The sequence below is a fragment of the Embleya sp. L77 genome (assembly GCF_055557415.1).
Genome location: NZ_CM145710.1, coordinates 2,275,531 through 2,294,494 on the forward strand (window position 1 = coordinate 2,275,531; position 18,964 = coordinate 2,294,494).

At 70.7% G+C, this 18,964-nt stretch carries 15 protein-coding genes; 9 read left to right on the forward strand and 6 right to left on the reverse strand.

Annotation, left to right across the window (positions count from 1 at the left end; all coding sequences use genetic code 11):
- Window positions 1–12 precede the first annotated feature (12 nt).
- Both ACZOOI_RS39715 and ACZOOI_RS39720 read left to right on the forward strand, forming a co-directional pair.
- A complete protein-coding gene (locus ACZOOI_RS39715; protein WP_465281671.1) occupies window positions 13–918 on the forward strand; it encodes an NADP-dependent oxidoreductase in 906 nt (301 codons plus the stop codon).
- Window positions 919–1,492: 574 nt separating this feature from the next.
- Complete coding sequence (locus ACZOOI_RS39720; protein ID WP_465281672.1) at window positions 1,493–2,332, forward strand: SAM-dependent methyltransferase; 840 nt, start codon at window positions 1,493–1,495, stop codon at window positions 2,330–2,332.
- Window positions 2,333–2,459: 127 nt separating this feature from the next.
- On the opposite strand, the gene ACZOOI_RS39725 is transcribed toward ACZOOI_RS39720, so the two are convergent.
- Both ACZOOI_RS39725 and ACZOOI_RS39730 read right to left on the reverse strand, forming a co-directional pair.
- Window positions 2,460–4,778: a glycosyl hydrolase family 18 protein gene (locus ACZOOI_RS39725; protein WP_465281673.1), complete on the reverse strand. Its 2,319-nt coding sequence runs from the start codon at window positions 4,776–4,778 to the stop codon at window positions 2,460–2,462.
- 327 nt (window positions 4,779–5,105) lie between these two features.
- Window positions 5,106–5,897, reverse strand: coding sequence for a dienelactone hydrolase family protein (locus ACZOOI_RS39730; RefSeq protein WP_465281674.1), 792 nt, complete (start codon window positions 5,895–5,897; stop codon window positions 5,106–5,108).
- 598 nt (window positions 5,898–6,495) lie between these two features.
- Here ACZOOI_RS39730 and ACZOOI_RS39735 point away from each other — a divergent pair.
- Window positions 6,496–6,648 (forward strand): hypothetical protein, encoded by a 153-nt coding sequence (locus ACZOOI_RS39735; RefSeq protein ID WP_465281675.1) that lies wholly within the window; start codon window positions 6,496–6,498, stop codon window positions 6,646–6,648.
- Window positions 6,649–6,833: 185 nt separating this feature from the next.
- Here the strand turns inward: ACZOOI_RS39735 and ACZOOI_RS39740 are convergent, their stop codons facing one another.
- Window positions 6,834–7,637 (reverse strand): AAA family ATPase, encoded by an 804-nt coding sequence (locus ACZOOI_RS39740; protein ID WP_465281676.1) that lies wholly within the window; start codon window positions 7,635–7,637, stop codon window positions 6,834–6,836.
- A gap of 688 nt (window positions 7,638–8,325) precedes the next feature.
- On the opposite strand from ACZOOI_RS39740, the gene ACZOOI_RS39745 reads away from it, so the two are divergent.
- Window positions 8,326–8,739, forward strand: a complete 414-nt coding sequence (locus tag ACZOOI_RS39745) for a transposase (protein WP_465281677.1) — start codon at window positions 8,326–8,328, stop codon at window positions 8,737–8,739.
- A 77-nt stretch (window positions 8,740–8,816) separates the two neighbouring features.
- Here ACZOOI_RS39745 and ACZOOI_RS39750 read toward each other — a convergent pair whose 3' ends face one another.
- Window positions 8,817–9,983 (reverse strand): serine hydrolase domain-containing protein, encoded by a 1,167-nt coding sequence (locus ACZOOI_RS39750; RefSeq protein WP_465281678.1) that lies wholly within the window; start codon window positions 9,981–9,983, stop codon window positions 8,817–8,819.
- A gap of 204 nt (window positions 9,984–10,187) precedes the next feature.
- Here ACZOOI_RS39750 and ACZOOI_RS39755 point away from each other — a divergent pair, with 204 nt between their 5' ends.
- The gene (locus ACZOOI_RS39755; protein WP_465281679.1) at window positions 10,188–11,327 is read left to right on the forward strand and encodes an ArsR/SmtB family transcription factor; all 1,140 of its coding nucleotides are present in this window, start codon (window positions 10,188–10,190) and stop codon (window positions 11,325–11,327) included.
- A gap of 308 nt (window positions 11,328–11,635) precedes the next feature.
- Here the strand turns inward: ACZOOI_RS39755 and ACZOOI_RS39760 are convergent, their stop codons facing one another.
- Window positions 11,636–12,136, reverse strand: coding sequence for a hypothetical protein (locus tag ACZOOI_RS39760; protein ID WP_465281680.1), 501 nt, complete (start codon window positions 12,134–12,136; stop codon window positions 11,636–11,638).
- Between the two features lie 307 nt (window positions 12,137–12,443).
- Between ACZOOI_RS39760 and ACZOOI_RS39765 the strand changes: the two genes are divergently transcribed.
- Window positions 12,444–12,986, forward strand: coding sequence for a hypothetical protein (locus ACZOOI_RS39765; protein ID WP_465281681.1), 543 nt, complete (start codon window positions 12,444–12,446; stop codon window positions 12,984–12,986).
- Window positions 12,987–13,145: 159 nt separating this feature from the next.
- Here ACZOOI_RS39765 and ACZOOI_RS39770 read toward each other — a convergent pair whose 3' ends face one another.
- Window positions 13,146–14,318 (reverse strand): MalY/PatB family protein, encoded by a 1,173-nt coding sequence (locus ACZOOI_RS39770; RefSeq protein ID WP_465281682.1) that lies wholly within the window; start codon window positions 14,316–14,318, stop codon window positions 13,146–13,148.
- A gap of 516 nt (window positions 14,319–14,834) precedes the next feature.
- On the opposite strand from ACZOOI_RS39770, the gene ACZOOI_RS39775 reads away from it, so the two are divergent.
- From ACZOOI_RS39775 to ACZOOI_RS39785, 3 genes are all read left to right on the forward strand, one after another.
- Window positions 14,835–15,248, forward strand: a complete 414-nt coding sequence (locus ACZOOI_RS39775) for a hypothetical protein (protein WP_465281683.1) — start codon at window positions 14,835–14,837, stop codon at window positions 15,246–15,248.
- A gap of 154 nt (window positions 15,249–15,402) precedes the next feature.
- A complete protein-coding gene (locus ACZOOI_RS39780) occupies window positions 15,403–16,635 on the forward strand; it encodes a styrene monooxygenase/indole monooxygenase family protein (protein WP_465281684.1) in 1,233 nt (410 codons plus the stop codon).
- A gap of 157 nt (window positions 16,636–16,792) precedes the next feature.
- The gene (locus ACZOOI_RS39785) at window positions 16,793–18,958 is read left to right on the forward strand and encodes an MMPL family transporter (protein ID WP_465281685.1); all 2,166 of its coding nucleotides are present in this window, start codon (window positions 16,793–16,795) and stop codon (window positions 18,956–18,958) included.
- The last annotated feature ends 6 nt before the right edge of the window (window positions 18,959–18,964 follow it).

Sequence of the window (18,964 nt, forward strand, 5' to 3'; positions counted from 1 at the left end):
GGGCAGGACGTCATGCGCGCAGTTCGTTATCACGAGTACGGCAGTGTGGAGACTCTTGTGGTCGAGCAGGTGCCGGACCCGCACCCCGGGCCCGGCGAGATCCGCGTCCGTGTCGCGGCGGCCGGCGTCAATCCCGTCGACTGGAAGGTGCGTTCCGGTGCGGTGCACGAGGTGTTCCCCGTGGACCTGCCCGCGATCCCTGGGCGTGAGGCCGTCGGCGTGGTCGACGAGATCGGTGAGGGCGTGCACGAGGTGAGCATCGGCGACCGCGTCTTCGGGCTCGGCGGCGTCACCGGCGCGACGGCGGAACTGGCCGTGCTCTCGGCCTGGGCCCACGCACCCGCCACGTGGACCGACGAGGAGGCTGCCGGCGCCGGTCTGGCATCCGTGACCGCGATGGGCGGGCTGAACGTGCTCGGTCCCCTGCGGGGGCGCACCCTTCTCATCGAGGGCGCCTCCGGAGGCGTGGGCAGTGCCGCGGTCGAGATCGCGGTGGCTCGGGGTGCCACCGTGATCGGGACGGCCGGCGAGCGCAACCACGAGTTCCTCACCTCTCTCGGAGCCGTTCCCACCACCTACGGCCCCGGCCTCGCGGAGCGCCTCGCCACCCTGGCTCCGGACGGCGTCGACATCGCGCTCGACACTGCGGCCTCCGGCTCCCTGGCCGATCTCATCGCGATCGTGGGCGACCCTGCTCGCGTGGTGACGATCGCCGACTACACCAACGCGCATCGCCTGGGTGTACATCTGGCCAACGCGGAGAACGACTCCACGCTCCTCGCCGAAGCGGCTGAACTCGGCCGCCAAGGCCGCTACACACCACGCATCGAGCGGACCTACCCGCTCGAACGGATCGCGGAAGCGCACGCATACGCCGAGCGCGGACACACGCGGGGGAAGATCGTGGTCTGCATCTGAGCTTGTCCCACCGTTCGGAGCTTCCCCTCGGAGATCATTTCGTGGGGAGGTGCCAATTGCTTTCGCTGCTCTCGTTTGCCTTCGCTGCGCTCGGGTGCGTGCATTGCTCTCGTCTGTGTCCGGTGCTCACGCCTTGGTCGGTTGCTCACGTCTGGGTTCGCTGCTCTTGGGTGTGCCTGTTGCTCCCAAGTGCGTGCACTGCTCTCGTTTGCGTTTGCTGCACTCGGGTGCGTGCACTGCTCTCGGGTCCGTCCGCTGCTCTCACATGTGTTCGGTGCTCCCGCCCACGTCCGCCGCCCCATGGGCTCGCGGCCTCCTTGCTTCGGCCGCGTGGGCCGCGTTCGTGGGGGCCGTGTGGGTTGGCTGTCGGCTGTTGGCGAGGTGTGAGTGGTGGGTGGAACTGCGTTGTGTGGCAACGGATATGGGGGCGACGGGGGCCCGGGTGCGGCCGGGGTTGTAACAGTCGCGGTACGGAGTCGGTGTGGGGCGGATGTCGGCGGGTGCGGCGGATACTCTCCTGTGCGCGGGCCGTCCCGCGGGGGTGACGTAGCGTCGGATCCGGTCGGGGGGAAGCGTGTCGGACGAGTGGCAGGTGCCGTCGAACGCCGAGGGCGACGACTGGTCGGAGGGCCCCCGGATCGACGTGGGGGTGCCCAGTGTCGCGCGGGTCTACGACGCGATCCTGGGTGGCAAGGACCACTTCGCGGTGGATCGGGCGATCGCCGACAAGGCGATGGCGGCGATGCCCAACGCCCGGGTCGGCGCCGGTCTGAACCGGGCGGTCCTGGAACGCGGTGTGCGGTACATGGCCGAGTGCGGCATCGATCAGTTTCTCGACCTGGGTTCGGGGCTGCCGACCGTACGCAACACCCACGAGGTGGCCCAGGAACGCAATCCCGAGGCGCGGGTCGTCTACGTCGACAACGACCCGATCGTGCTCGCGCACGGGCGTGCGCTGCTCGCCGAGAACGACCGTACCCGCGTGGTGACCGCCGACGTGCGGGACGCCCGGGACGTGCTGTCCCGGCCGGAAGTGGTCGAACTCCTGGACCTGAAGCGGCCCGTGGGCCTGCTCCTGGTCGCCGTGCTGCACCACCTTGCGGACGAGGACGACCCGGCGGGGGTGGTCCGGGCCTACCGCGAGGCGTTGGCCCCCGGGAGCTTCGTGTTCATCACGCACTTCAGCGATGCCACGCCCGAGGGACGCGAGTTGGAGCGGTTGTTCCTGTCCACCCTGGGCAGCGGGCGGTTTCGCAGCCGGGAAACGATCGAGAGCTTCTTCGAGGGCACCGAACCGGTGGAGCCGGGCGTGGTCTTCCTGCCGCACTGGCGCCCGGACGCGCCGGTGGCGGACGACTCGACGTACGCGGGCCTGACCATGATCGGTGGGATGGGCCGCGTGCCGGACGCCTGACCGGCCGCGCCCCTCCCGGCGAGGTCGAGACGGCCGTACCGCCGTCCGGTGTGCACCGGGCGGCGGTACGGGGAGTACGGGGTACGGCGGGCTGGTCTCCTTCCTGCGGTGGGCGGAGACCGTCGGGTTATTTGAGTCCGTTGTCGAGTGCGGTGATCAGGGCTCCGTTCGCGGTGTCGCCGGACATCTCCCAGATCATTGCGCCGAGTAGGTTCTTGGATTTGAGGTAGGCCGTCTTGCGGGCGATCGACCAGGCGTCGTCGAAGGTCCACCACTGGCCGCCGGCCCCGGTGTAGCCGTAGGTGGATACGGATTGTTCGTCGTGGTAGACGGTCAGGTTGGGCACATTGGCGAGCAGGTTCGAATAGCCCCTGGTTCCCGCCTCCTCGGGGAACTGGCCGGGCGCCGCCCCACCCGCGGCCTGCCATTCGCCGTGTGCGCCGCCGTCGGCGACGGCCTGCCAACCTCGGCCGTAGAACGGGAAGCCGATGGTGAGCTTGCGCGGATTGACGCCTGCGTCGGTGTAGATCTTCACCGCGTCGTCGATGCTGAAGTGGGTCGGATACGGGTCCTGGGCGTCGGTGTACAGGTTGGCCTGGTCACCGGTGCGGTTGGGCTCCCACGAGTTGTCGCTGCCCGCGCCGTGGAAGTCGTAGCCTTGGACGTTGGCCACGTCCAGGTAGTCGAAGATCTTCGAGGTGTCCCAGCCCTGGTTCACCTTGACCGGGTCGGCCGGGGTGAACGCGGTGAGCAGCTTGCGTGGCCCGGGAGTTGCGTCGAGCTGCTTGCGGAACTCGGCGAGCAGCAGGGTCAGGTTCTGCTTGTCGTCGACGTTGTAGTGGTTGCCGGCGTGGCCGTCGGGCGAGCCGGGCCACTCCCAGTCCACGTCGATGCCGTCGAAGATGCCGGCGCCGGTGCCCGGTCCGCCCGCGCCGTTGTAGGCGGGCAGGTCGCCCTTGATCCAGATGTCGATGCAGGACTTGACCAGCTTCTGCCGGGACGCCTCGGTGGCCGCCGCGTCCGAGAAGAACTTGGAGTAGGTCCAGCCGCCGAGCGAGACGACCACCTTCAAGTGCGGGTACTTCGCCTTGAGTTGCTTGAGCTGGTTGAAGTTGCCGCGGAGCTTGGCCCAGCCGTCGTCGGCCACCCCGTTCACCGACTGCGCGGCGGACATGGGCCGGGCGTAGTCGGCGTCCGCGTCGCCCGCACCGGTGCCCTGGTCGGGGTCCTGCGGGTTGGCGGTGGTGCCCTTGGTGACGCCGGCCATGCAGGTCAGGTTCACCGGATCGATGTTCTCGAACGCGTAGTTGATCACGTCGAGCTTGGCCGCCGAGCCGGAGGTGTCCAGGTTCTTGACGAAGTACTGCCGGCCGTAGATGCCCCACTGCACGAAGTAGCCGACCCGCAGGTTCTTGCCGGTGCCGGCGATGTCGTCGGTGGTGACGTCGAGCGCGGTGGAGGCGGGCGAGGCGTTGTCCGCCGCGTCCCGGGCCTTCACGGTGAAGGTGTACTTGGTGACGGGGGACAGGGCCTCGATCGTGGCCGCGGTGGTGCTCGCGGGGACGGTCTTGGCCAGGGTGCCGTTGCGATAGACGTCGTACGCGGCCACGCCGACGTTGTCGTTCGAGGCGGTCCAGGCCAACGCGACGGTGGAGGAGGTCTTGCCGGTGCTGCGCAGGGCGCCCGGCGCGGTCGGCGGGGTCGGATCGCTCGCCGGGTCCACGGTGGTCACCGTGGCGGGTGAGCCGAGCGGGCCGAGGTTGCCACGGGTGTCCTTGGCCCGGACCGCGTAGGTGTACGCGGTGGCCGGGGTGAGGCCGGTGAGGGTGGCCGAGGCGGTCGGTACGGTCGCGACCGTGGCGCCGCCCGAGACCACCTCGTAGCCGGCCACCGGGTAGTCGCCGCCGGTCGCGGCGGTCCAGCCGAGCGCGATCGAATGGGCGGTCACGGTGGTGGCGTGCGGGGCGCCGGGCGCGGAGGGCGGTACGTCGGGCGAACCGTCGCACTTGTCGCCGTTGACGGTGCAGTGCGTGGGCGGCCCGGCCGGGCCGTTGCCGACGAACCAGTAGCTGAACGGGTCGGTGCTGCCGCCCGCCGGGACGGTCCCGTTGTAGTAGGCGTTCTTGACCGAGACATGGCTGCCGGTCACCGTGGCGTCGCCGTAGTAGTTGCCGGTCACGGTGACGCCGGCCGGCAGGTCGAACTCCAGTTGCCAGCCGGTCACCGCGGCGGTGCCGCCGTTGTGGACGACGTAAGTGCCCTTCCACCACGAGCCGTTGTCCTGGATGGAGAACGTCGCGGTGAGCTTCCCGGCGGCCTGTGCGGCGCCGGCGTTCAGGCCGGTGAGTACGGCCAGGGGCAGGACGAGGACGGCGAGCAGGGCGAGGGCCCGGCTTCGGAATCCGTGGTGGAATCTGCTGCGGAATCTGCGCTTGTGAGGGGACATGGCTCTCTCCCTGTGTGCGTGGAACAGGGCGGTACGGAACCGTGCACGCGCGCGCCTCACCGGGGTGATCACGGTCGGCGAATGGGGACATCGACCGCGACCAGGAAGCAGTCGCTTGGCGAATTGGTCTGGACCAAAACGCCTATTGGAAGGTAATTGGTCTGGACCAAAACGTCAACAGTTTGATATTCGCCGGCCCGCCGGGCACCCCGGGACGTGCCGCGGACTCGGACCGCGGACCGATCCGCGTGTGGAACCGGGAAGTTCGGCCCGCGCGCCGATACGTGCCGCGCACCGATGCGTCCCGCGGGGTTACGTCCCGCGGGCTCAGGCGGCGGGTCGATTCGCGTGTGGGGCCAGGAAGTTCAGCACCCGATGCCAGGCATCGGCGCAGGCCGCCGCGAACCGCGACTCGTCGGCGCCGAGTTCGAAGAAGCCGTGCGGTGCGTCCGGGTACGTGACGAACTCGTGCGGGCAGTCGGCGTCGGTCAGCGCCGCGTCGAACTCGGCGACGGCCTCGGCCGGGATGTACGGGTCCGCACCACCCCACAACCCGAGTACGGGAGCGGTGAGTTCGGCGGCGAGCCGGGTCGGTCCCGGTGCGCCTTCGAGGGTGCCGGGGAATCCGTAGAAGCCGATCGCTCCGGCGGTGCCGAATCGCGGCGCAGCGGTACGGAACGCCTGGCGTCCGCCGAAGCAGAATCCGAGCGTGACGATGGCCCGCGCGCCCTCGGTACGAAGTCGATCCGCTGCCGCGATGATGTCCGCGTCGAGGCCGGCCGGGGTCAGTCGGGCCAGGTGCGGCATGAGATTCTCGATTGCGGCGAAATCCGCGGTGCGGTCGCCGTATTCGGTGCCCGCCGTGCGGCCGAAATAGTCCGGGGCGAGTGCGGTATGGCCCTGTTCGGCGAGTCGGCCGCACACCGCCGCATAGAAACCGGACAGGCCCCGGTTGTCGGGAAGCACCACGACCCCGACCCCCGACGGCCGTTCCGGAACGGCCAGGAAGGCGCCGAACTCGGTGCCGTCGGCCGAGGTCAGCGTCAGGGGGCCGGCCGCCGCCGGCTCGGTTGCCGTACGTCCGTGGGCGGGCGGGACGGCGTCGAATTCATGGCACACGGGATTCATTCCTCGCAGATCTCGTCGGGAGGGGAACGCCGGCGGTTCGCGTGCGGTCGGCACGGTCCGCGATCGAAAGGCGTTCGTCCGGACGATATTAGCGAGAAACCGAATGGCTTTTCGCCATCATATCGGATCCGGGTTAATTCCAAAAGATATCCCGCGCAAAATCGGGGTCAATTCATATCGGGCAACGGTGGTCGGAGGCGGCGGAGTTCGCGCCGAATCGGATACGGCTGTTCTTCGGGCGGGGCAAGCCGCTGTCCTTCGGGCAGGTCTACGCCACACTGGGGCGGCTGTCCCGGGACGGCAAAGTCGTGGTGAACGAGTCGGAGGCCGCTCTCCGGGCCGGATCGCAAGCGCTACGTGATCACCGAGCAGGGGGCGACCGAGTCCGAGACCTGGCTCGGCGAACCCGTCGAGGCCGAACCGCACCTGCAGACCGTGCTGTTCGCCAAGGTCGTGCCGGCCCTGATGCTGGACCGCGACGCACAGGGCTACCTCGCCGCACAACGCGCCTCACACATGCGGCGGATGCGCGAGCTGCTGGAGATCAAACGAGCCGGCAACCTGATCGACGCGCTGCTCGCCGACCTCGGTGGAGTCCCAACTGCACTACACCCTGGTGGCCCCCGGGATCGGCTACTACCTCACCGTCGCCGCCGGCCTGATCGGCGCGCTCGGCGTGATCGCCTGCACCCTGCCGCTCCTGGCCCGAATCACCGGGCCGGGGACCGCCGGCAACGAATGACCCACACCGCACCGAACCGGGTCACACCGGGTGGGCCAAACGTGTGACTTGGATCGCTTCACGGCATGGGTACTTGCACGGTAGGTGGCGTACTCGGTTGCGGGTCCGTGGTGTTGTTGAGGCTCATGGAGAGCGAAGCGCCGCCGCTCCCTGATCGGCGGCGGCGGCGCTTCAGGGTGTGGGGGTCACATGATGCCGATGACGAGGTTCTCGCGTGCGGCTTCGACGACTTCTTTGGTGACGGTGGTGATCTGGTTGATTTCCAGGATGCGTTCGATCTGGTCGACGAGGCGGGTGGTGAGGCGGAAGTTGCCGTTGGTGATGCGGATGACGGCGGCGACGGCCTCTTTGGTGGCGTAGTCGTCGGTGTTGTCGAGGTGCAGGTGGGGCCAGTGGCGGGCGAGGACGAAGGCCTGCTCCTCGACGGAGAGCGGCTTGTAGTGGTGGACGAAGCCGACGCGGGAGTACAGCTGGGGGTAGCGGGCGAGGCGTTTCTCGATGCCGGGCATGCCGATGAGGATGAGCCCGATGCCGGTGCGGTCGTGGTGGTCGCGCAGTTGCTCCAGGGCGGCGGTCTTGAGTCGGTCTGCCTCTTCGACGATGAGCAGTTCCGCCAAGCGGGACCGGTCGCCTGTGGGGTCGGTGGGGTCGGCGCCGCCGCGGCCGGTGGCGAGCATGAGTTCGACGGTCCAGCCGAGGCGGTCGCACAGGTAGGAGATCTCCTTGTCGAGGCGGAGCGGGGTGGAGTGGACTTTGGGGGTGTAGAGGACGGCGCGGGCGGCCAGGACTTCGCCGACGGGTGCGTCGGTGGGGTCGGTGCCGGTGGCGCGGGTGCCGGCCAGGTGCGGCGCGAGTTGGTCCCAGCGGGTGTAGGCACGGGCGCTCTCGGTCTTTCCGACGCCGGGGGCGCCGAAGCAGAGCCCGACGTAGCGTTTGCGCCGCACGGCGTCGGCGAACTCCAGGAAGCGGCGGTGTTCCTTGGTCGCCATGATCGGGGCCGGGCCCCGCGGGTGGGGGATCGCCGTGGGCGGGTCGGCTTGTGGGGGCCGGTCGCCGTTGTCGTACGGCCCGGGAGAGGGGCCGGAGGCCGTCGGCTCCAGGGCCGGCTGCGGGTCGGCTCCGGTGTCGACGTCGGGTGCTGGGCGGAGGTGAAGTCGGTGCCGTGGTCGAGGTGGAACACGGTCGGGATGCCGCACACGTGCCAGTCGGGTTCGGGCTTGCGCCAGAGCGCGTGCCTGAACGCCAGCGCGGTGGACAGCGCGTTCGGGGCGTCCAGGCCGACCGAGTAGCCGGCCACCGCCCGGGAGTGGTCGTCCTCGACGACGGTCAGCCAGGGGCGGGCGGATTTGCCCTTGTCGTCCAGGACCCACAGGTCCAGCTGGGTGTGGTCGGCCTGCCAGATCTCGTTGGGGGTCTTCGCCTCGCGCCGGTACACCAACTCGAACACCTCCCGGTACCGCTTGCTCCCTTGGAGCGCCATCACCACGAGCCCGGGGTCCAGGGCGGCGACGATCCGGTACACGGTCCAGTACCCGGGCGCGGGCCAGCCGCGTGCTTCGGCCACGGCGGCGGCCTGGCGGTGGATCACCGTCGCCGGCACCGGCGGGGTGCGCAGCGCCAGCCCTTCCACGAGCTTCACCAGATCGTCGGAGATCTTCCGTGTTCCCTTGTCCGAGCGTGGTGCCTTGTCCAGCGCCGCCAGACCCCCGGCGCGCCCCGGCCGGACGCCACCACCAGCGCAAGGCGTTCTTCGGCGACCGCTGCGTCGACTGCCCGCTCCGAGGCCGGTGCACCAAGGCCAAAGCCGGGCGGATCCTCACGATCCGCCCTCACCACGACCACCTCGCCGCCGCACGCCGACAAGCCGCCACCGACCCGAACTGGCAGGCCGAGTACCGGCGTTGGCGCCCACCGGTGGAACGCGCGGTCGCCTGGATCGTCGCCCGCGGCAACCGCAGACTCCGCCACCGCGGCACCGTCACCAACGATCGTTGGCTCCACGTCCGCGCCGCCGCGATCAACCTCCGCACCCTGATCCGCCTCGGCCTCACCCACGACGGAAACACCTGGCATCTGCCCGTCACCGCCTGAACGGGGCACCGCACCCGAAACACGACCGGTTCCGCCGCTGACGCGGCGGAACCGGTCCCAAGATTTTCATCGGCCTTCTAGCCCCCGGTGATCAGCCGCCGGGCCAGGGACGGGATGCCCCGGATGCTTTCCATCTCGTAGTTGGACAGGATCGCTGTCACGTACCCGCTGTCCGGGTAGAACACCAGCTCGGCCGCGGCTCCGTTGCTGGCACCGCCGTTGTGTCCGTACGACCACTGGTCGCCGGTGAGCGTGGCGCCTGGGCCATAGCCGCCGAACACGGTCAGTCGTTCCGGGCCGGGCGGTGGCGGCGTGGGCAGCTTCGGGCTGAGCGTCAGCAGGGTGTACGCCGGGTTCAGCAGCCTCTTCTCCCAGAGTGCGTGGGCGAACCGTGCCATCTGGGTGCAGGTCGCGAACGCGCCGGGCAGGAAGATCTGTTCGTCGAGGTTGTCGATCCGGTCCGCTGACCCCGGCGGGCGGTAGTAGCCATGGGCGATCCGGCGGTCCTGGCGCATCTGCGGCAGGGTGTAGTAGTCGGCGCTGTCCATCCCGGCGGCGCGGAAGACGTGCTCGCGGACGTAGTCGTGGTACTCCTGCCCGGACACCCGCGCGACGATCTCCCCGAGCAGGTGGTACGCCGAGTTGCTGTACCTGCTGCCCGCACCCGGCGGGAAGGCCGGCGTCTCCCCTCTGACGAACCGGCCGGTGTCGTCCATCTGCTGCCGCACGCTGGTCCAGGTGCGGGCCGTCGCCCAGTACCCGGGCGCGCCCATGTAGTCGCCCAGGCCCGAAGTGTGGGTCAGCAGGTGGTGGATCGTCACCCGGTCGGCGATCTCGGCCGGAAACCCGTCCAGGTGTGTGCCGAGTGTGTCGTAGTACTGCAGCTTGGCGCGCTGTGCGAGTTGCGCCACCGCCACGGCGGTGAACAGTTTGGCGACCGAGGCCAGGCCGAACAGCGTGTCGGGCCCGTTGGGCACGGCCCGCGCCTTGTCGGCCATGCCGTACGACCGGGACAGGACGGTCCGGCCCCGGTACGTGATCAGGAGGGAGCCGGAGAACACGTCCTTGGCCGCCTGTTCCGCGACGAACCGGTCCAACTCGCCGCCGGGCCGCAGGCCCTTCGGTACCCGATGCGAATCCGCGTCAGCGGCGGCCGACCCGGTGGCCCGGGCCGTCAGTGCTCCGGTGGTAGCGGCGACCGAAGTGGCCCCCAGGAGCCCGAGAGCCGCCCGGCGAGTCGTCATGCGAGATCACCCATTTCTGTCTGGATTTCGAAAGTGGCCGCAGCCACCCACCCGAGCCGATCGACGACCTGTATGCGTTCCATACGTCGCTGTCGCGATAGTGCGGGGATGGCCGTGCTTTGGACAGGGGAACGGTATGGCGCCCCTGCGGCCCGCCCCAACCGATTCACGAACGAGTTGATCGCAGCCCACTGGAGTGTCCCGATGAACATCCGCATACGCCTGACCACGGCGGATCCCGGCCTGGTGGCCTTCGGTTGCTCACCGGGCCACGAGGCGCTGCGCAGCCTGCACGTGCTCGGCTCGGTGAAGCGGCACCCGCTGCACATTTCCTGGACGCTGAAAGCACGCGAACGCATGAACGCCGATCTCAGGGACGAGGCGGACAAATTCGCTTTCTGGTGCCACAGCCGTCCGCTGGGCTTTCCGCGAATCTGGCGCCCGGGGCAAGTATCGACATGGCCGGACGAATTGGCGGCGCTGCGCGACGCGCCGGTCGAGCATTACGCGGAAGAGTTGCTCGCCGGGGCCCTGGAAAGGAACGGACGTGCCTCTCGGCTCCGGTTGGACGAGTTCCTGACCGATCCCGCCTTACGCGAGGGGGCGATGAACGCCGTCCAGGCGCGGCACCCGGCCTCGCTGCCCGTTCTGCGGGAGCTCATCGACGATCCCGAGCGCTCCCGCGGACGGTTCGCCGGATTCCTGTCCGCGTACTGGGACGCCTGTCTCGCCCCGGAGTGGCCGTCCCTGGAGAGGTATCTGCTGGCCGACATCGCCCGGCGCAACGGCGCCGGGCACCGGCACGGCCTGGCGCCGATGCTGGACGGGCTCGCCCCTCATCTGCGCGTCATCCAGGAGGGGGACGAGCTGCTGATCGCGCCGGCACGCAGCCGCGCCGCCGCGCCGATGGAGTTCACGCTCGGTCCGCAGGACCGGTTCTTGCTCACGCCCTCCCACTTCGCCTGGCCCCTGGTCGCCGTTACCGGCCACCATGACCGCCGGGCGGGCCGCGAACGGCGGAGCGTGCACGTCACCTACGCACTGGACGCCATGCAGCGCAAGGCGCACCCGCCGGTCCCCCCGGACGACCTGCTCCAACTGCTCCGCGCCGCCGCCCACCCCACCCGGCTGCAGATGCTCCAACTCCTGGCCGCGTACCCGCGATCCACCCGCGAACTCGCCGGTCTGATCGGCCTCACCGAGGCCGCCATCTCCAAACACCTGAAACTCCTGGCCGAGGCGGGCTGGGCGAAGCCCGAGCGGCACAGCTACTACGTGTACTACCGGCTGGCCCCGGGCACACACGACCGGCTCACAGACGCCCTGGAGGAACTGCTCGGCTGAGACCGGGGCGTCCCGCAGCCGGCTTTGTTCGTTTGAGCACGGTTCGGTCGTCCAACCGCTTCCGGCCCCGATGCGAGACCGGCAGCAGCGGCCGGAGGGTCTGTCCAGCCAACGGCGTGACTCTGTTGGCGATCTTCGATGCGTGCTTGTGCGCCTGGAGATGACCGCGCCTCGTACCCCGGCGCCTGGCAATCGAAGGCACCGAGGCGGGTGCGGCCGTGCTCGGGGTAGGGCGAGGGATCCGTTGTCGAGGGGGGTTCGGACAACATCACCAACAGAGTCACGGCATGGGGACCAACCTGCGCACATCACCACGACGGGTCGGCCGACAGCGCCTGCATGGCGAAGTCGACACCGCGGGTGATCGGCGGGTAGCCGTCCAGGCCGCCGTCGGCCAAGCCCAACGCCCACACGGTGACCGCGCGCTCAAACGCCTGCCTCGTGCGGTGGTACTCGTCGGCCTTCGCCTCCAGGTACCGCCGGGCGGCGGTGCCGTAGCAGGTGCGCTCGGCGGTGCAGGTGGCCAGGTCGGCGAGGAGGGAGTCGACGGCTTCGGCCCACCGCGACAGCAGCATGCCGTGCGCCGCGAGCATCTCCCGCGTCTCAGCGGGACCGAAGGCGCGCTCGTGCCAGCGGATGTGCTCGATGTCGAACGCGTCGAAGCAGCCGTACAACGCTGACGCGTACACAGTCCCGCTGTACCGGGCGACCCCGGCGAGTTCTGCCGCCGTGAACGGCTCTGCGCCGAACGTGTAGAACTCCAGGTCCTCGACGCCGGTCCCCGCCTCGCCAACCACCAGGTCCTTCATGGTCGGGACCGTACTCGGACAAGCCGACACCCGGTCGGCGCCACACAGCCCGACGCGGACATGGGGCCGCGGACCGAGCGCCCGCCGCCTGTTCGCGCTTCGACGTACGCCACCACGATCGCGCCTCAGCACAACGAGCCGGCACCGCCGCGCGGGACCACACCCAGTACGCCACTTACCGTGCAAGATCCCACGCCGTGAAGCGATCCAAGTCACAGCCAAACGCGCCCGCCGCCCGCGATCCGGGTGGTTGGACTACCGTGCTGTCCTGCGGGGTGGGCGGATCATCGAGAACGGAAGCGGATCGTTGAGCGAGGAAGAACCGAATCGACCGGCGGACTCCGACACGCCGGATGCGCGGATCCGGGCCGCACACGAACTACGCACCGAACCGCACCCGGACCGGGCCGGCCACCCCGACCGGGCCGGCACCCTCGACGCCGAGGCCGAACCGGACACCGCGCCGGTACTCGCGTGGTGTACGTGCCTGCTGTGGCGCTCCCGCCTGCCGTGGCCCGCGCACGAGCACCGGCGCGCGTTCGAGGAGCACCTCGCCGAGGTCCGGCACGCCGCGTCGATCCTGCCCGTCGGACTGCTGGACGGCCGCTTCGCGTGTCTGCCGTGCGCGGACGAGGACGCCGCGCTCGCGGTCGCGGAGACCTGGATAGACCTGGGCAGCGCACGCAGCCGGCTGTTCCTGGACGGCAGCGTCGTGGTGATCGCCTTCGCCGACGTGCAGTTCCCCACCGAGGTCGCGCTGTGGGCGCTGCGCCACGATTACACCGACGCGTCCGCCGTCCACCTCCTGCATGCCCTGGAGCACGCGGCCCGGCCGCGCCCACCGCAGTGAGCGCACGCCCGCCGCGGTGAAGCACCCACCGCAGTGAGGCCGCGCCCACCGCACCGACCGTGCGGCCTCGGCACCGCCGGCCGAGCAGCCCGCCGGCCGAGCAGCCCGCCGCGCCGCGCCGCGCCCCGCCCCGCCGCACCCGCGACGATCGCCCGCGGATCAGATCGAGGCGGCCATCCGCCGAACCGCCTCGGCGACGATGTCGGGGTGGGTGGCCAGATTGAAGCGGGCGTGTCCCGCACCGCCGGTGCCGAAGCCGGTGCCGCAGGTCAGCGCGACCCGGCCCCGGTCGAGGAAGTGCGTCGCCGGGCTGTCGCCCAGGCCCAGTTCGCGGCAGTCCAGCCAGGCCAGATAGGTGCTTTCGGCCGGGGTGTAGTGCACCTTCGGCAACTGCTCGGCGAGCAGTCGGGCCAGCAGCCGCCGGTTCTCGGCGAGCCCGGCCAGGAGCGCGTCCAGCCAGGCCGCGCCGTCGCGCAGGGCCGCGGTGTGCGCGATCACCCCGACGTGGCTGGGGCCGTCCGCCACCTCCACGGGCAGCCGGGCCAGGTCGTCCGCGGCCCCCGGGCCGGCCACGGCGAGGGCGGCCTTGAGGCCGGCCAGGTTCCAGCCCTTGGACGCGGACATCAGCGACAGGCCGTTCGCGGCGCCCGGTACGCGCAGGTAGGGCACGAACACGTCCGGCGGGGCGAGCGGCGCGTGGATCTCGTCCACCACCACGCGCACCCCGTACTCGGCGGCCAGCGCGGCCACGGCGGCCAGTTCCGCCTCGGTGTGCACGGTGCCGGTCGGGTTGTGCGGGCTGCACAGCAGGTAGGCGACCCGCTCGCCGGTCGCGGTCGTGGTGCGGAACGCCGCCTCCAGGACGTCGAGGTCGATCCGGTGATCCGTTCCGAGCGGGGCCTCGACGATCTGCCGGTCCATGTGCGTGACGAACATGAAGAACGGCGGGTACACCGGAGAGTTGACGATCACTCGGCCGCCGGGGTCGGTGACCAGCTTGAGCATCTCGACCACGCCGAGCATCACGTCCGGCACGATCGCGGTGCGCTCCACCGCGAGGGTGTGCCAGTCCCAGCGCTTGGCCGCGAAGTCGGCCAGGGCCCGGGCGTAGCCGGTGCCCGAGGCGTAGCCGGTGTCGCCCAGGCGGACCGCGTCGATGATCGCCCGGGCGATCGGGTCGGCCAGCGGGACGTCCATCTCGGCCACCCACACCGGGAGCACGTCCTCCGGGTAGGCCCGCCACTTCTCGCTGGTGCGTTGCCGCAGCACGTCGAGCGAAAGCGCGCGCAACGGGTTGACGTTCTCGGATATGTGCTCCGGCAGACTCTCCATGACTCCCACCATAGGCGACGGACCCGGCCCGTTCGGGGGATGCCGCAGCGGGTCCCGGGAGGGCTCGCGCCGGGCAAATTCGCCCGGTCCGCCCGGCTGCCACGGCTCGGTGCGGGCCCGGGCGCGGATCGCGTCCGCGCGGTCCGCCGACGTCGAACGTGATGTGCGGTTGGTGGCACAGGAGTTGGCCGAGACCGGCTTCGTGATCCCCGGGCACCTGGTCGAGTCGGCGGCCGTCGCCGGGCGGTACCACGACCTGGGCAAGGCGCACGACGCGTTCCAGGCGATGTTGTGCGACGACTGCCCGCCGGGCGCCGAACCACCGGGCCCGGGCCCCTGGGCGAAATCGGGCCACGACCGGGGTCGGCACTCGCGCGCACACTTCCGCCACGAACTGGTCTCCGCACTCGCCCTCCTGCACCCGGACGTGCGCCTGCTGCACGACGCGGCCGACGCCGAACTGATCACGTACCTGTCGCCGCGCACCACGGGCAGGTCCGGGTGTCGGTGCGGCCGATGCCGGACGAGGCCGAGCGGGCCGTGCCGCGCGTGCTCGGCGTCGAGGCGGGTGACCGGTTGGGCCCGGTGGAGTTGCCCGGCGACCGGTGGGTGCCGGCGATCGTGCTGGATCCCACGATGCTCTTCGCCGGCGGCGCCGGGGACGGCCTCCGCGGTGGAACCGCAGCCGATCCGGAGACCGGCGTCGCGCACGGAGCCCGAGCAACCGGCCCGGCCGGCGCGCGGATCGGCCCCCGGCCCGGCCGCCGGACCGGCATCGCGGGCCCGCCGACGGCTTGGACCGAGCGGGTGTTGCGGCTGCGCGACGCGCCGGGCATGGGGCCCTTCCGACTCGCCTTCCTGGAAGCCCTGGTCCGGATCGCCGACCGCCGCGCCAGCCGCTCCTACCTGCTCCCGACCCCGCAGCCCTGACCATCCCCTGGCTGCTCGCCCGCGCCCACCGCCGCGCCGCAATCGGCTAGGCCGGGTCCGGGTCCGGGCCACGGCGGTACGGAGGGCTCCCGCCGACCGGCAGGATGCGTGGTCATAGCATGCATTCGACCGTGAACCGGAAGGAGCGTCATCCGTGCGCAGGATCCTCGTCGTCGGTGCCGGCCACTCCGGGCTTCAGCTCGCGCTGGGGCTCCAGGACCGTGGCTACGACGTCACCGTGATGACCGAGCGGACGCCGGAGGAGATCCGGGCCGGCCGGGTCAGTTCGACGCAGATGATGTTCCCCTCGCAACTGGCCCTGGAGGCCGCCCAGGGGCTGGACCTGTGGGACGAGCAGGTGCCCAAGCTGCCGCACACCGGATTCACCATCCCCGGGCCGGACGGCGTGCCGTTCGTGGACTGGCTCGGCGACATGGGCGGGTCCGAGTCGGTCGACCAGCGGGTGAAGATGTCCGCGTGGCTGGAACTGTTCGCCCGCCGGGGCGGCCATGTGGTGTTGCACCCGGTCTCGGTCGGCGACATCGACTGGTACAGCCGGCACTACGACCTGGTGATCGTCGCGGCGGGCAAGGGCGAACTGGTCACCATGTTCGACCGCGACCACGAGCGCTCGGTACACACGGTGCCGCAGCGGCACCTGGCCGTGTCCTACGTGCACGGCGTCACGCCCCGCCCGGAGGTCGGCCGGCAGGCGGTCCACCTGAACGTGATTCCCGGCCTGGGCGAGTTGTACTACCTGCCCGGGCTCACCCTGTCCGGGCCGTGCGAGATCATCCTGGTCGAGGCGATACCGGGCGGGCCGTTCGACCGCTTCGCCGGCGTCCGCGATCCGCTGGAACACTGGGCGTCCACCCTGGAGTTGATCCGCACCCACGCGCCCTGGGACTACGAGCGCACCCGGGCGGCCGAGTTGACCGACGCGCTGGGCGTGCTCAGCGGCGCGTTCACCCCCGTGGTGCGCCGTCCGGTGGCCGAACTGCCGTCGGGCGGGCTTGCCTTGGGCATCGCCGACGTGGTGGTGGCGAACGACCCGATCACCGGCCAGGGCGCGAACAGCGCGGCTCGCGCGGCGGCGGTGTACCTGGCCGCGATCGTCGAGCACGGTGACAAGCCGTTCGACCGGGACTGGATGCAGGAGACCTTCGAGCGGTTCTGGGCGTACGCCCGGCACTCGGTGAAGTTCACCACCGCGCTGCTCGCGCCGCCGCCCGAGCACGTGGTGCGGCTGCTCGCGGCCGGCAACGAGCATCAGGAGGTCGCCGACCGGGTGGCCCGGGCCATCGACACACCGGCCGACTTCGAGAACTTCCTGTACGAGCCGGAGCGGACGAACGCCTACCTGAGCGAGGTCGCCGCGCGGGCCTGACCGGCCCGCGAGCGCACGGCCGCCGACCACCGCCGGCGTCGGTTCGGCGGCCTCGGCACGAGGTTCGTTCGTCGATCGGTCACATCGGGGCGTCGGGATGCGTCATATCCACGATGCCCGTGCCCTTCGGCAACGTCCGCGAGCCGGAAGAAGATCCATGACGTTCATCGAGGAAGTCCCGCGCGCCGCCGACCGCGTGGGAACGTTCGCCCGACTCGCCGGTTTCGCGCATCGGCGCAAGTGGCTGGTTCTCGGCCTGTGGGTGGCCGTACTGATCGGCACCTGGGGGGTGGCCTCGGTGGTCGGTGACGACTACCACGAGGACTACTCGATCCCGGGTGCCGAGTCGCAACGGGCCTCGGACCTGCTGGCGAGGCACGCGTCGGCAGAGGCGGGCGACACGCTGCAGATCGTGCTGCGCGACGCCGGGGGACTGCGCGCCGAGCCGACCCGACAGCGGGTGGACGCGATGCTCGCCCAGGTGGCCGGCCTGCCCAGGGTCGCCCAGGTGCGCAGCCCGTACGAGGACCCGTCCGCGATCGCCGCGAACGGGCGGGTCGGCTATGCCACCGTGGTGTTGTCCGGCACGTCGGAGGAGATGACCACCGCGCAGACCAAGCACATCTTCGACACCGCGCGCCGGGCGCAACACGACGGCCTGCACGTCGAGTTGGGCGGCGAGGCGGCCCGGACGATGACCCAGGGCGACGGCGGCGGAGCCGAGGGCGTGGGCATCGTGGCCGCGCTGATCATCCTGGTCTTCCTGTTCGGCACCCTGATCGCGGCCGGACTGCCGATCATCACCGCGCTGTTCGCGGTCGGCTCCTCGATCGCCGTCGTGGTGGCCGCCTCCCAGGCGTTCACCATCGCGAGCTGGGTGCCGTTCGTGATGATCCTGGTCGGTTTGGGCGTGGGCATCGACTACGCGCTGCTGATCTTCGCCCGGTTCCGCAGCGAACTGGTGCGCGGTACCGCGCCGGAGCGGGCCGGCACCATCGCGTTGGACGCGGCCGGCCGTTCGGTGTTCTTCGCCGGCTGTACGGTGATCGCGGCGCTGCTCGGGCTGGTCGCCCTCGGTCTCGGGTCGCTCCAGGGCATGGCCCTGGCGGTGGCGTTGACCGTGCTGGGGACCATGGTCGCCTCGCTCACCCTGCTGCCCGCACTGCTGGCCGTGTTCGGCAAGCGATTCGCCCGCCAGTTCGTGGCCCGGGCGGTCAAGCGCGCCGAGCGGGGCAAGGCCCCCGAGGGCACCGCGTGGCGCAGGGTCGGTACCGCGGCGCAGCGCCGCCCGTTGGTCGCGCTCCTGATCGCGGTGGTCGCGCTGGGTGCCTTGGCGGTACCGGCCCTCAGCCTGCGGCTCGGCTTCTCGGACGCGGGCAACGAGCCGGCCGACACCACCAGTCGCAAGGCCTACGACCTGTTGGCCGACGGATTCGGCGCGGGCTTCAACGGGCCGCTGATCGTGGTCGTCGAGGGCGGCACGGGTGGTGCCCGCGAGGCCGGTACCGCGGTCGCCGCCGCCCTGCGCGAAACCCCGGGGGTGCGCGCGGCGGTCGGCCCGACGACCACGGGCGATGCGGCGGTCGCCACCGTGATCGTCTTCCCGACCTCCTCGCCGCAGGATCGGGACACCTCCGACCTGGTCACCGAACTGCGCGAGCATGTGCTGCCGTCGGTGGCCGCGACCACCGGTGCCCGGTACCTGGTCGGCGGTGCCACCGCCGCGGCCGAGGACTACTCGGCCAAGGTCGCCGACCGCATGCCGCTGTTCATCGTGATCGTGGTGGGGGTGGCCATCGTGTTGTTGATGATGGTCTTCCGATCACTGCTGATCCCGCTCAAGGCCGCGGTGTTGAATTTGCTCAGCATCGGCGCCGCGCTCGGTGCGATGTCCCTGGTCTTCCAGCACGGGATGCTCGGTGCCGAGGCCGGACCGATCGAACCGTGGGTGCCGGTCGTGGTGTTCGCGGTGATCTTCGGCCTCTCGATGGACTACGAGATCTTCCTGGTCTCGCGGATCCACGAGGAGTGGCGGCGTACCCGCGACCATGCGCTGGCCGTTCGCGAGGGCCTGGCGCACACCGGTTCGGTGATCACCGCGGCGGGCGCGATCATGATCGTGGTCTTCAGCGCCTTCCTGCTCAGCCCGCAACGCGCGCTTCAGCAGCTGGGGTTGGGCATGGCGGTGGCCATCTTCGTGGACGCGGTGATCATCCGCTGCCTGATCGTGCCCGCGATCATGCAACTGCTCGGCCCGCGCGCGTGGTGGCTGCCGGCTCCGCTGGCGAAGGTGCTGCCCCGGCTGGAGGTGGAGAAGAACTGATTCCGC

What these genes read in the sequence shown, in the direction of transcription:
- ACZOOI_RS39715 (WP_465281671.1), top strand. Translation starts at nt 13, where the DNA reads ATGCGCGCAGTTCGTTATCACGAGTACGGCAGTGTGGAGACTCTTGTG.
- ACZOOI_RS39725 (WP_465281673.1), bottom strand. Translation starts at nt 4,778, where the DNA reads ATGTCCCCTCACAAGCGCAGATTCCGCAGCAGATTCCACCACGGATTC.
- ACZOOI_RS39740 (WP_465281676.1), bottom strand. Translation starts at nt 7,637, where the DNA reads ATGGCGACCAAGGAACACCGCCGCTTCCTGGAGTTCGCCGACGCCGTG.
- ACZOOI_RS39750 (WP_465281678.1), bottom strand. Translation starts at nt 9,983, where the DNA reads ATGACGACTCGCCGGGCGGCTCTCGGGCTCCTGGGGGCCACTTCGGTC.
- ACZOOI_RS39755 (WP_465281679.1), top strand. Translation starts at nt 10,188, where the DNA reads ATGAACATCCGCATACGCCTGACCACGGCGGATCCCGGCCTGGTGGCC.
- ACZOOI_RS39760 (WP_465281680.1), bottom strand. Translation starts at nt 12,136, where the DNA reads ATGAAGGACCTGGTGGTTGGCGAGGCGGGGACCGGCGTCGAGGACCTG.
- ACZOOI_RS39770 (WP_465281682.1), bottom strand. Translation starts at nt 14,318, where the DNA reads ATGGAGAGTCTGCCGGAGCACATATCCGAGAACGTCAACCCGTTGCGC.
- ACZOOI_RS39775 (WP_465281683.1), top strand. Translation starts at nt 14,835, where the DNA reads ATGCCGGACGAGGCCGAGCGGGCCGTGCCGCGCGTGCTCGGCGTCGAG.
- ACZOOI_RS39785 (WP_465281685.1), top strand. Translation starts at nt 16,793, where the DNA reads ATGACGTTCATCGAGGAAGTCCCGCGCGCCGCCGACCGCGTGGGAACG.